Genomic DNA, 12274 nt, shown 5'->3' with positions numbered 1-12274 from the left:
CGCGACTCATGAGTGCTCGGTTATATGCGGGCCAATTGGTTGTGCGGTAGATTTTGTGTGTAGGCTTCTTCATTTGAAAATTATATCGCTGAAAAAGCCTTTACAGATAGGTTTGTGCAACAAAGCCGTTTTTTTGTAATAATATTTATTTAAAGAGTGTGATTGTCTATTAAAAAATAAACCCGCATTAAGCGGGTTTATTTCAATCTCAAAAGAGATTACATATTAGGATAATTAGGACCACCGCCACCCTCAGGTGTTACCCAAGTAATGTTTTGAGACGGATCTTTGATGTCACACGTTTTACAGTGTACACAGTTGGCCGCGTTAATTTGGAAACGTTTAGAACCGTCATTCTCTTCCATAATTTCATAAACACCAGCAGGACAGTAGCGCTGAGCAGGCTCATCCCATTTTGGTAAGTTCACATGTACAGGAATAGAAGCATCTGTCAATTTCAAGTGAGCAGGTTGGTTCTCTTCATGTACCGTATTTGATACGAATACTGAAGACAAACGGTCAAATGTAATTTTACCATCTGGTTTTGGATAATTCGGTTTGAAGTTCGCAGCATCGACAGTTTTTAAAGCGCTGAAGTCGGGCTGTAAGTCATGCAGCGTGAACGGCACTTTAAAGATGTTTTGATCAACAAAGTTGAACGCACCACCCATCCATTGACCAAACTTATGCATAGCAGGGCCGAAGTTACGAGAGTTATATAACTCTTCTTTCAACCAACTGTTGTTGAACTTGTCTGTGTACGCAGTTAACTCTTTAGCGAAGAAGTCTTCACCTTCAGTCACACGTGCAATGGCAAGGTCACCACCTTTTTCCACACCCGCAGCAATCGCTTCAAATACAGCTTCACCGCACAGCATGCCTGATTTCATTGCTGTATGAGAGCCTTTGATTTTCGCAAAGTTTAGGAAACCTGCGTCATCACCAATCAAGCTACCACCAGGGAAAGTGAATTTAGGTAATGAGTTGAAACCACCTTTTACAACCGCACGTGCGCCATAAGAAATACGTTTACCACCTTCAAGATATTGCTTGATCAGTGGATGTGTTTTCCAACGCTGCATTTCCATAAATGGATACATGTGTGGATTTGTGTATGACAAGTCAACAATCATACCCAACGTCACTTGGTTGTTTTCAGCGTGGTATAACCACCAACCACCTGAAGAACCTGTTTCGCTTAAAGGCCAACCTGCACCGTGCATCACCAAACCTGGCTTGTGTTTAGCAGGATCGATTTCCCAAAGTTCTTTAATACCAATACCGTAATGTTGCGGATCAGCATCTTTATCTAAGTTGAATTTTTGGATTAAACGTTTACCCAAATGACCCCGACAGCCTTCAGCAAATAATGTGTATTTGGCATGAAGTTCATAGCCAGGAGTAAAGTTATGCGTTGGTTCGCCATCTTTACCAATGCCCATGTCACCAGTCTGAATACCTTTCACAGTACCATCTTCGTGGTAAAGGATTTCAGACGCTGCAAAACCTGGGAAAATAGACACTTCTAATTCTTCAGCTTTAGCGCCCAACCAACGAACCACATTACCTAACGAAATAACATAGTTGCCATCGTTATGCATGGTTTTAGGCACCATCCAATGTGGTGCTTCTTGTGATTTTTCATCAGACAATAAGAAGAAGGTTTTATCTTCAGTCACAGGCACATTTAAAGGTGCACCTTGTTCTTTCCAATCTGGGAACAATTCATTCATTGCGCGAGGTTCAAGCACAGCACCTGATAGAATATGCGCACCCACTTCGGAGCCCTTTTCCACGACACAAACGGACAGATCGTTTAGGTTATTTTCAATTGCAAGTTGACGAATTTTAATCGCAGCAGATAGGCCGGCAGGACCTGCACCGACGATAACTACGTCAAACTCCATCGATTCACGTTCGATGTGTTCCATGTAGGACTCCTCATATTTCGGAAGGTGGCATCCATTCAATTCATTTAAATGGTGCTGCCATGAGTGTTCTTAATGCCCAGACACAATTTTTCTATCGTGTCTTTGATATTGTGGGCTAGTATAGTTTTAAACCGAGTTCTAGCCAATTGGCTGAATCATATTATTTTTCCGTCACTAAGGTATTTATTAGGCGGATGAAGCAGCAATTGAACGAAAACCCGACGAAAAAATTCATTAATAGGGATGATAGAAATTTAATGAACATTGCACAATACTTAAAAGATGGACAGTCCGGTCACAAAAGGTCAATCCCTCCATTAGATCAATGGCATCCAAAGCATTGTGGTGCAATGGATTTGAAGGTTTTAGCCAATGGAGAATGGTGGCACGATGGTCAATTGATCAAGCGGCAAGCACTCATTGATCTGTTCTCAACCGTGCTTTGGAAAGAAGATGGGAAATTCTATTTAAAAACCCCTGTGGAACAAATTGAAATACAGGTGGAAGATGAGCCTTTATTTGTCAATCAGGTGGATCACGTTGAGATTGACGCTAAAAACTATATTCAATTCACCACAACCACCCAAGACCTGATTATTGTTGATCAGGAACATCCGATTTTTATGCGTGAATATCAGGGTGAACTACGTCCTTATGTGCATGTTCGTTTTGGTATAAATGCCTTAATTCAACGTGCTGCATTTTTTCATTTAGTCGAGATGGGTGAGCTGCTTGAAAATGAGCAAGGGGAGTCCATTTTAGTGTTACAAAGTGGTGATTTGCACTTGCAATTAGGCACCTGAGGTTTAAGCTTTCCACCTTGTCATTCTGAATCTAAATTAAAGTGACCTTATGACCGCCATTCATCCCATTTACCCCTTAAATGTACCCATGCCAAAAGCGACTGCTGATGCGCCTATTGGGGTATTTGACTCAGGTATTGGTGGTTTGTCTGTTGCGTTGGAAATTGCACGTTATTTACCGAATGAACGGATTGTTTATTTTGCAGATACGGCACATGTCCCTTATGGCCCGCGTCAAGATCAGGACATCCGTGAACTGACTGCACATGCGATTGAGTGGTTATACCGTCAGGGGTGTAAAGTCGCGGTGGTGGCATGCAATACGGCATCGGCATTTAGTTTGGATTATTTGCGTGAACACTACGGTGAAAATTTTCCGATTATTGGCTTGGTTCCAGCCTTAAAACCTGCGGTATTACAGACCAAAAGTAAAACTGTGGCTGTCCTCGCAACGCCTGCGACTTTTCGGGGTAAATTAATCAAAGATGTCATGCAGCGATTTGCTGAACCTGCAGGGGTGCAAGTTTTGTCAGTGACTTCTTTGGAATTGGTGCCCTTTGTTGAAGCGGGGGCGCAAATGACTGAGCCTTGCCTGCAGACATTAACTGAGATATTACAGCCAGTTGTAGATGCAGGTGCAGATTATTTAGTGCTTGGATGTACGCATTACCCCTTCCTAAAATCGGCAATTCAGTATATTTTTGGTCAGAAGCTGACATTAATTGACTCAGGATTTGCGGTTGCACGACAAACAGCCCAAATTTTGATTAAAAATGAGTTATTATTTGAGCATAACCGCCAAGATTCACTGCGTATCGAATGTTATGTCAGTGGAAATAATGCGGAAAACTTAACACCTGTGGTAGCACGCTTAATTCAAGATGATCAAATCACTTGGAAAATCTGCAATATTCAGGCGGCAAGTTTAGAATTTTAATCATTGTGATTGAACGATTTTAGATAAAACAATTTAAATCTATTTGGGGTAGTCATGCTGTATGTTTCAGCAACCACTTTTTTGAGTGCTGGATATAGCGTGCAACGGGAAGAGGATCTCTAATGCTCGATAAGCGTTATCAAGTATTCATTTCCACATCTGGCAGTGAAATGCAGCCAGAACGGATCATATTGGCACAGACTCTTGTAGGGATGGGTTTTTTCTCTTGGGGGTTGGAACAGCGCACACCATTAAGTACGGCTTTTGCGCGTCGTCAAATTGATGACTGTGATTATGTGGTGATCTTACTGGGTAGTCAGTATGGCGAGCAGTCTGTTTCAGGTGTGGGTTATATGCACCTTGAATATATTTATGCAGTGACGAAACAAAAGCCGGTCATTGTGTTTATGCATGAAGATCCAAATTCACGTGATCTTTCTTTGCATGATGAAAAGCCTGAGCTACGTGAAAAATTCAAAGACTTTCGTAAGCTATTGCAAAATGAAGTGGATCAAGTCTTTAGCTATCGAACCTTGCGTGATTTAGAAATGGCAGTGCGATTGAACATGCCGCAAATGCTAGAGCGCTATCCTGTTTCAGGTTGGGTTCGTCCGCAAAATACCCAAGCTTTGCATGATGAAATTGATCGCTTAAAAGCCCAGTTAGTTCAACTCGAAACAGAATCAGGAAAACGAGAAGTCGACCCATTCCTGAGCTTACCGAAAGTGTCTATGCATGAAGTGTTCTCTTTTGAATATCGCATGCATGCCTATCAAGACGGCAATTTTAAAGAGCTGAAAGTTCAGAAAAAAATGACTTGGGCACAGTTGCTTTCGATTTTAGGTTCAACTTTTGTCAATCCGACCCCAGAAGAGTTTTTCTCTAAACGCATGAATGAATTTCTAAACGAAACAGGTTTGGAAGATGCCCGCGTTGAAATGCCTCGTGCGCATGCGGTTGCTCGTGCTCAGGTGAATATTCGGGCTTTGCATAGTATCAAGAGTCAAATGCGTCAAAATGATTGGATCATTCCAAATGGACGTGATGACCGTCAACGCATGTTGTGGCAAGTGACCTCGAAAGGTCAAAAACTACTGGAAAGTAATTTGTTGGATAATGATCGGGTTTTCCAATTTAAAACTGTATATTAATCTGTTTTATAAAATAGATAAAAAGCTGCTACATTAGCGTCATTCAAATTGATGGAAAAAGTGTAATGTTGTCTGCCGAAAAAGCTAAAGTCACCATTATTCTGGCGAACTTAGGCACGCCTGATGCGCCAACTGTGCCCGCAGTGCGTCGTTTTCTGCAACAGTTTTTGTCAGATCAGCGGGTGATTGAAATTCCAAAACCGATTTGGCAATTGATTTTGCGTTTGTTCATTTTGCCATTTCGACCAAAGCGTGTGGCGCATGCCTATGAAATGGTTTGGGGCAATGATTCGCCTATGCGTGAAATATTGTTGGCGCAAGTTGACGCTGTAAAAGCACATTTAACTCAAGCGTATCCAGAATTTGAACTGAAGGTGGTTCCTGCCATGACCTATGGCAATCCAGGCATTCAAGCAGCTTTAGATCAATTGGCACAGCAGCCACAAGACCACATCGTCCTGTTTCCACTATTCCCACAATATTCAGCAACATCGACTGCACCGCTATATGATGCGATCGCACAATGGATTCCGCAGCAACGCAATTTGCCGGGCTTGAGTATTATTCGTGATTACTATCAGCACCCGCTATTTATTCAAGCTTTAGCGCAAAGTGTGCGTGATTATCAAGCGGAGCATGGGGTCGCGGATAAGTTATTGATGTCTTTTCATGGCATTCCACAGCCTTATGCAGACAAGGGTGATCCCTATGCTGACCGTTGCCGTGTAACAGGACATTTAGTCGCGCAAGCGCTTGGTTTAACTGAAGATCAATATGAAATCAGTTTCCAATCTCGCTTTGGTAAGCAAGAATGGGTGAAACCTTATACTGATGCCACTTTGGACGCATGGGGCAAACAAGGCGTGAAATCGGTACAGGTTATGAGCCCTGCATTTTCAGCGGATTGTTTGGAAACGCTAGAAGAGTTGGCGCTGCAAAATGCTGAAATTTTCCAAGCTGCAGGCGGTGGTGAATATGGTTATATTCCTGCATTAAACGCGCGGGATGATCATGTCGCATTGCTCAATTTATTACTTCAAGCTAATCTTGATGCCTTAAAGCAAACATTAGCCCATTCATCGCCTTGAGGTTTTCGCCCTATGTTGCAAGTTAAAATCGTGCCCGTTACGGCATTTCAACAAAACTGTTCCATTGTTTGGGACTCTGAGTCGAAAGAAGCGGTCTTGATTGATGCAGGGGGAGAGCCTGAAAAATTAAAAGCCGAAGTTGAAGCGCTCGGTTTAACGGTCAAAGCCTTGTGGTTAACGCATGGCCATTTAGACCATGCAGGTGCGGTTGGGGCATTAACCCAAGCTTGGAATGTTCCAGTGATTGGCCCGCATAAAGAAGATGCGTTTTGGTTGGACATGATTCAGGAGGTTTCTGCGAAATACGGTTTCCCGATCCCTGAAAATGTCCATGTGACCCAATGGTTGGAAGGCGGCGAAACCTTGAAGCTGGGTGCAGAAGAGTTTGAAGTTCGTTTTGCACCGGGGCATACACCAGGTCATGTCATGTTCTATAACGCAAAATATGCCGTGCTTTGGACGGGGGATGTGTTATTTAAAGGCTCGATAGGCCGGACAGATTTTCCACGCGGTAACCATCAACAATTACTCGACTCCATTCAGCGTGAATGTTTTAGCTTGCCGGATGACACGCAGTTTATTTCAGGGCATGGTCCAATGAGTACCATTGGTTATGAAAAACAACATAATCCTTTCGTTGCTGGTAAAGCGGGTTAAGCAACTAGATTGAGAAACTTAAATTAACAAAACAGGAATCCAAACGGATTCCTGTTTTATTTACCTAAATAATAGGGTTATGCACTTGAGTCCTTAGAATTGGTCTTCTTCACGGCCACCATCGGCCTGAGGTGCATCTTGTGTCGGCAGACGATATTCATCATTGGCCCATGCACCGAGATCAATCAATTTACAACGATCTGAGCAAAACGGGCGATATTCATTATTTTCCCAAGTCGTCAATGCGCCGCAGCGTGGACAATTCATGGTGGTGGGCATGCTTAACTCCAGCAAAAACGGATGATTCAATTAGGCAAATACAGTCGCAGTTGTTAGACTTATGCCGTTCTGTTTAGTTTGATCTGTTTATGCCTATTCGTCAATTTCAAGCGCAGCGTATGCGAGCTCCCCGTGATTTTCAGCCGATTGATTCCACGCCGATTTGTGTGGAAATTGGGGCTGGTAAAGGTAAACATGCATTATTGTTTTCAGCCAATCACCCTGAATTTCAATTGATTGCTGTTGAGCGGACACGTGAAAAATTTGTGGCAATGCAAAAGCAGCATCAACTTGAAGGGCAAAGCAATTTAGCTCCAATTCATGCTGATGCATTGCCTTGGGTAGTACATGCCTTACATCCTGCGCAAGTACAGCAATTCTTTATTTTGTATCCAAACCCTGAACCGCATAATCCTGCACAGCGCTGGTTAAATATGCCGTTTTTTGAATTTTTATTGTCGCGTTTGCAGCCGGGTGGTCAGATTACATTGGCGAGTAATATTCCTGAATACATTGAGGAAGCGCAGCAGCAGTTAATCGATGTTTGGAAGCTGCCTTTTGTTAAAGAACGCATTGCAGAGACTTCAGCACGTACACACTTTGAGATTAAATATCTTGAACGTGGTGAACTCTGTCAGCAGCTAATCATTACCAAGCCTGTAGATTACACCACACGTTTTGATGATTTTCAGCCGCTACAAGGTATTCAACCCACCGAAGCATCTGCGGAATAATCGGGCATGACTCAGCGTATTGCAATCATTGGGGCAGGTCCTGCGGGATTGATGGCAGCGGAAGTGCTTAGCCAATTTGACTATGACATTCATGTTTATGAGCAAAAACCATCGGCAGCCCGTAAATTTCTAATGGCGGGCAAGACAGGGCTGAATATTTCGCATGCAGAACCCATTGAACAATTTGTGCAGCGCTATGATCAAGTGGAATGGCTGAGCCCATGGGTTAAGCAGTGGGATGCAGCATGGATTCAACAATGGATGATGGGACTGGGTATTGAAACCTATATTGGTTCATCGGGTCGGGTATTTCCTATTGAAATGAAAGCTGCGCCTTTGCTGCGTGCATGGTTAAAACGTCTCAGTCTAGACGGGGTGCAGTTTCATTATCGACATCAAGTTTTGGACTTACAGTCCAATCAGCTAACGATTCAAAACCTTGTTGATGGATCAAGCCAAGCGTTTGGCTTTGATGCGATTATTATGGCATGTGGGGCTGTGTCTTGGTCACGTTTAGGCAGTGATGGCGCATGGCAAAAATGGCTGCAGCCTGAGTGTATTGAAGCTTTTCAGGCCAGTAATGCCGGTGTGGAACGCGTTTGGTCGAAGTTTATGCAGCCCGTGTTTGGACAGCCTTTAAAGCGGGTCAATGCATGGGTCGAGCAAGCCGAGCCGACCCAAGGTGATATCATCATTTCACACTATGGACTGGAAAGTGGATTGATCTACAAACAAGGTCGTGCTTTGCGTCAACAGGTGAAATCTGCTCAGCCCATGCAGCTGACTTTGGACTTATTGCCAGATCAAAGTGTTGAACAATTGGCTAAGAAATTACAGCCTTCGAAAAAGCAATCTTTAACCAATGTTTGGCGTAAAGCCGGTTTAGATGTGGCGAAAGCTGCACTGGTCCGTGAACTGGTGGATAAATCTTTGTGGCATGAACCTGCCTTACTTGCTGCGAAAATTAAACACTTAAATATTCAACTTGACGGATTTCGCCCGATAGATGAGGCGATTAGCTGCGCAGGTGGTGTGAAGCGTTCAGTCCTAAATGATGGCTTACAATTGAAGAGCAATCCTTTTGTATTTGTCTGCGGAGAAATGTTGGATTGGGATGCGCCTACTGGGGGCTATTTACTGACAGCCTGTCTTGCGACCGGTCGGGCAGCGGGTGAAGGGGTTCAAAACTATTTGGTTTCTTTGCAGAACTAAGCGCTTCAAATTGTCACAATCTTGCTGATGAGTTGTGATATTTTGAGATGAAATTCTTCTAAGAAAGACCACTATGCGCGTACAAGAACAATATACCGGAAGCTGCTTGTGTGGAGCGGTTTGTTATGAGATCAATGGTCCGATTGGTGAGATCGTGCAATGTCATTGTTCTCGGTGCAGAAAAGCCAATGGTACGGCATTTGCGACCAATGCCCCGATTGCCAAAGCAGATTTTAAAATTGTGGCCGGTGAGCAGTTTCTGAAACAGTATGCGTCCACGGCCACCACACAGCGCTGTTTTTGTTGTGAGTGTGGTTCGCCGATCATCAGTATTAAGGCTGAAACGCCTGATTATTACCGCTTACGTATAGGCACCTTAGATACACCTCTGACGCAGAAACCAACCTGTCATATCTTTGTCGCATCCAAAGCTGAATGGGATGATATTGCAGGTGATTTACCGCAATATGCTGAACGACCATAGCGCAAATTAAGATTGAGCAATCACCTCAAGGGCATGAATTTGCCCTTGACGTTGAGTTTTAAGTTCGTGTCACCTTCTCATTCATCCACGTTGAATTTGGGTGAATAGATTGCAACAGTTTGGAAGATTAAGGTTGTCGAGTTTTTTGTAGTTCAGGATATTGTTCCTGCCAATGTCCCAATTGTTCTTGTGCATGAATAAACTGGCCGAGACCTTTGACACTATCACTAGGATTTTTTAACTCGCCATCGGCTGCTTGATTTTTCTCACGATAAATTTGTGATTGATTGTCCCAGTACTGATACATCAAGCCTTGAATATAACGGCCTTGCTCAGTTTTCATTTCGAGTTCTTTGAGCATATTCAGTGCTGACTGGATGTTGTCACGCTTACGCTGTGTAGCAAATTCATCGGTGAGTTTGCCTTCCTCACGCAGTTTCATCAGCTCATCTTCCATCTCATCGCTAATTTGACTAAAGCTCTCGTCATATTGCGTCAGAAGCGTGAGGTCGTGTAGATCATCTGGGGTCTTGGCAAAGTTTTTAATAGGATCACTATTCAGCTCTTTCATGATTTGATCGTCGGAACTGATTTCACTATTTTGTTCCACCGTTTTTGATGATTTTTCACATGCAGTGAGTCCTAAGACTGTACCCATGAGGAAGATGACACTGAGTTTTTTAAAAGAGATAGGCATGAGCATAATCGTGTCCTAATGTGTTTTTCTAAAGATGTAGACATGCGTGATATAGGGGAAATCAATCAAATCCTGTGCAGTCTTTTGGGTTGATTCAGCCACGATATTTTCAAATTGTTGTTTCAGTTTTTGTTGTTCATCCGTGCTTAGCGCTGCAATAAAACTGGTGGACAATAATCTTTTGGAAACCACGTGTTCCACTGTACCATGATGCACTTGTTGAAAGGTCGTTTCGGCAATTAATTTAAATGTTTGCTGCTGCTCAAACACTTTTTGCCATTGCCCACTATGATAACGAGGTGTGTCACCTTCGAGTTCACTCAAGACATCAGCGAGTTGTTTGACCCAATTGACTTGGATATCACGCTGGTTCCAAATCAATACAAGATCCCCATGGGGAACTAAGATACGACTGATTTCATTGAGGGTTTCAGGGGTGGCAAACCAATGAAATGATTGGGCACAAAATACCGCTGCTACAGAATGATCATGCAGTGGAATCTGATCACTTTGGGCGGCTAAAGTTACAATATGCGGATGTTTTTTCTGCAATTGTTGCAGCATTTCATGCACAGGTTCGATCGCGGTGATATTTTCACTGAGTGGGCGAATATACTCGAGAAATTTGCCTGTACCTGAGCCTAAGTCCACCAGATGGGCTTGAGGGGCTAAAGCTAAATGTTGTTGTAGCCACGCACTGATTTCAATCGGGTAGTCAGGGCGGGCTTGTTGATAGAGTTCAGCTGCAGAGCTAAAGCCTTGTCGTGCGGCAGGATGTATTGAATGTGTCATATTCTGCACTTTTTAATCTGTATGGCCTCTATAAAATAGCATATTCGGAACAAGATAAACTTTGAATGCAACAAGGAAGGAAAAGCGTGACGCAACAAGGACTGGAGCAAAGTACAATGGAAAAGCACATCATTTTTGAAGATGATCAAATTCGTGTCATTTTTCAGCCCGGTAGTTCTCGTGAGCTTATTTTCTCCTTCGGTGATTTGATTACCCGCGCCAAAGGTTTGAGCATCAATGCCGAGAAGTCTTTGCAAAAATATGATTTTAATGTGATCGGTGTGATGCCGAAACAAAAATCGTGGTTTCCAGCATCATCAATGCAGCCGATGTATCAAGCCATCAAGCCGATCCTCGAACAATTTGAGCTGCGAATTGCCTATGGTGGTTCCATGGGCGGCTATGCTGCCATTAAGTATGCCAATTTATTTGGATTCCATCGTGTGGTCAGTATGGTGCCGCAGTACTCCATAGACCCTGAAGACATTGTCGATACACGCTATGGCATGTTCTTTCAACCTAATCTGCATGCCAATATGCGAGTACTTGCTGAAGATGTATCGACTACACGCGAATATATCGTGGTGTATGATCCTTATTGTCCAGAAGATCGCGCTCACTTTGAAAAACTACAGGCTTTAATTCCGCATGTGCATGTGTTGCATCTGCCGTTTACAGGGCATGATGCCATTGCGGTATTGGCGAGTTCAGAACTGTTAAATGATTTCTTAAGACATCCTTTTGATGCGCCGTATTTTTATCAAAAAATGCGTCGGGTTAAGAAAAACAGTAAATTCTACTATCGAAAAGTCATTGAAAATTTACTGACACGCCATCGTGATGCCTTGGGTGAAATTTTAAAAAGCAATTCGTTTCAGCTTGATCCACAATTTTTTGATGCCAAACAAAAGCAGACCTTATTACGGGTATTGTTTAATAACAAACAAGTCAGTGAGCAAGATCTGCAAAAGTTGGGGATCACAACTTTTGTGCCACAGGATAATCGTAACCTGTTACTCGACCAGTTTGAACATGGTTTAGTGTTTAATGTGATTAGCCAAAAAATTGAAAGCTATGCAGCCGGTGTGATTGCGCTGAATCACAAGTTTTTGATCCCTTTGCAGCCGAAGGGCACAGGCCTGGTATACGTACAAGTCCAAGATGAGCGTTACATGGTGGTGATGAATGACCGTCAGGTAATGAAATTGGTCTTAGCTCAAGATGAGCTTGCGACTGGTATGCATCCGATTTTAATGCAGAAATATGTGGGCTATTACACGCTGAACTATAAAGAACTGCGTTTGAGTAGTGATGAATTTGGTCAAGTCTTCTTTGTGGAAAACGCCGATGCATCTTGCCAGTTTGTGGTGCAACCCGAACAAATTTAAGCTCGACATTGGATTGAAAATCCAAAGCTTGCTAATTTGTAGGAAGAGATTATGATGAGAGAAAGGTAGTATAAAAAACAATCATACTGCCCAAAACATCATAAGGAATATGAGGGGTATC

Annotated in this window: 13 protein-coding genes; 9 read left to right on the top strand and 4 right to left on the bottom strand. The window is 43.0% G+C overall.

What is annotated here, in order from left to right; translation table 11 throughout:
• Nucleotides 1-218: 218 nt before the first annotated feature.
• A complete protein-coding gene (locus FTV11_RS02590) occupies nt 219-1931 on the bottom strand; it encodes an electron transfer flavoprotein-ubiquinone oxidoreductase (RefSeq protein WP_180048796.1) in 1713 nt (570 codons plus the stop codon).
• Nucleotides 1932-2125: 194 nt separating this feature from the next.
• Between FTV11_RS02590 and FTV11_RS02585 the strand changes: the two genes are divergently transcribed.
• The 5 genes from FTV11_RS02585 to FTV11_RS02565 all read left to right on the top strand — a co-directional run bounded on the left by FTV11_RS02585 (nt 2126) and on the right by FTV11_RS02565 (nt 6567).
• Complete coding sequence (locus FTV11_RS02585) at nt 2126-2734, top strand: DUF1285 domain-containing protein (protein WP_168377951.1); 609 nt, start codon at nt 2126-2128, stop codon at nt 2732-2734.
• Nucleotides 2735-2783: 49 nt separating this feature from the next.
• Entirely contained in the window at nt 2784-3671 is an 888-nt protein-coding gene (gene murI / locus FTV11_RS02580) for a glutamate racemase (protein WP_168377950.1), read from the top strand.
• 122 nt (nt 3672-3793) lie between these two features.
• Nucleotides 3794-4822 (top strand): DUF4062 domain-containing protein, encoded by a 1029-nt coding sequence (locus tag FTV11_RS02575; RefSeq protein WP_180054294.1) that lies wholly within the window; start codon nt 3794-3796, stop codon nt 4820-4822.
• A 65-nt stretch (nt 4823-4887) separates the two neighbouring features.
• Complete coding sequence (hemH, locus tag FTV11_RS02570) at nt 4888-5910, top strand: ferrochelatase (protein ID WP_168377948.1); 1023 nt, start codon at nt 4888-4890, stop codon at nt 5908-5910.
• Between the two features lie 12 nt (nt 5911-5922).
• On the top strand, nt 5923-6567 hold the full coding sequence (locus FTV11_RS02565) for an MBL fold metallo-hydrolase (RefSeq protein WP_078189772.1): 645 nt from the start codon (nt 5923-5925) through the stop codon (nt 6565-6567).
• 93 nt (nt 6568-6660) lie between these two features.
• Here the strand turns inward: FTV11_RS02565 and FTV11_RS02560 are convergent, their stop codons facing one another.
• Entirely contained in the window at nt 6661-6846 is a 186-nt protein-coding gene (locus FTV11_RS02560; RefSeq protein ID WP_078189771.1) for a DNA gyrase inhibitor YacG, read from the bottom strand.
• Between the two features lie 83 nt (nt 6847-6929).
• On the opposite strand from FTV11_RS02560, the gene FTV11_RS02555 reads away from it, so the two are divergent.
• The 3 genes from FTV11_RS02555 to FTV11_RS02545 all read left to right on the top strand — a co-directional run bounded on the left by FTV11_RS02555 (nt 6930) and on the right by FTV11_RS02545 (nt 9276).
• Nucleotides 6930-7580: an SAM-dependent methyltransferase gene (locus tag FTV11_RS02555; RefSeq protein WP_180073331.1), complete on the top strand. Its 651-nt coding sequence runs from the start codon at nt 6930-6932 to the stop codon at nt 7578-7580.
• Nucleotides 7581-7586: 6 nt separating this feature from the next.
• Nucleotides 7587-8792, top strand: coding sequence for a TIGR03862 family flavoprotein (locus FTV11_RS02550; RefSeq protein ID WP_180073328.1), 1206 nt, complete (start codon nt 7587-7589; stop codon nt 8790-8792).
• 73 nt (nt 8793-8865) lie between these two features.
• Entirely contained in the window at nt 8866-9276 is a 411-nt protein-coding gene (locus tag FTV11_RS02545) for a GFA family protein (RefSeq protein WP_180073327.1), read from the top strand.
• A 127-nt stretch (nt 9277-9403) separates the two neighbouring features.
• Here the strand turns inward: FTV11_RS02545 and FTV11_RS02540 are convergent, their stop codons facing one another.
• Both FTV11_RS02540 and FTV11_RS02535 read right to left on the bottom strand, forming a co-directional pair.
• A complete protein-coding gene (locus tag FTV11_RS02540) occupies nt 9404-9973 on the bottom strand; it encodes a hypothetical protein (protein ID WP_180073330.1) in 570 nt (189 codons plus the stop codon).
• 15 nt (nt 9974-9988) lie between these two features.
• Nucleotides 9989-10765 carry a class I SAM-dependent methyltransferase gene (locus FTV11_RS02535; protein ID WP_180073326.1) on the bottom strand — a complete coding sequence of 259 codons (777 nt, stop codon included), beginning with the start codon at nt 10763-10765 and terminating at the stop codon, nt 9989-9991.
• Between the two features lie 116 nt (nt 10766-10881).
• On the opposite strand from FTV11_RS02535, the gene FTV11_RS02530 reads away from it, so the two are divergent.
• Complete coding sequence (locus FTV11_RS02530) at nt 10882-12153, top strand: alpha/beta fold hydrolase (RefSeq protein WP_180073329.1); 1272 nt, start codon at nt 10882-10884, stop codon at nt 12151-12153.
• Nucleotides 12154-12274: the final 121 nt, after the last annotated feature.

It is taken from the genome of Acinetobacter sp. YH12231 (assembly GCF_013417755.1).
GTDB classification, from domain to species: domain Bacteria; phylum Pseudomonadota; class Gammaproteobacteria; order Pseudomonadales; family Moraxellaceae; genus Acinetobacter; species Acinetobacter amyesii.
The sequence above is the reverse complement of the archived record's forward strand: the minus strand, read 5'-3'. Positions and strand labels throughout refer to the sequence as shown.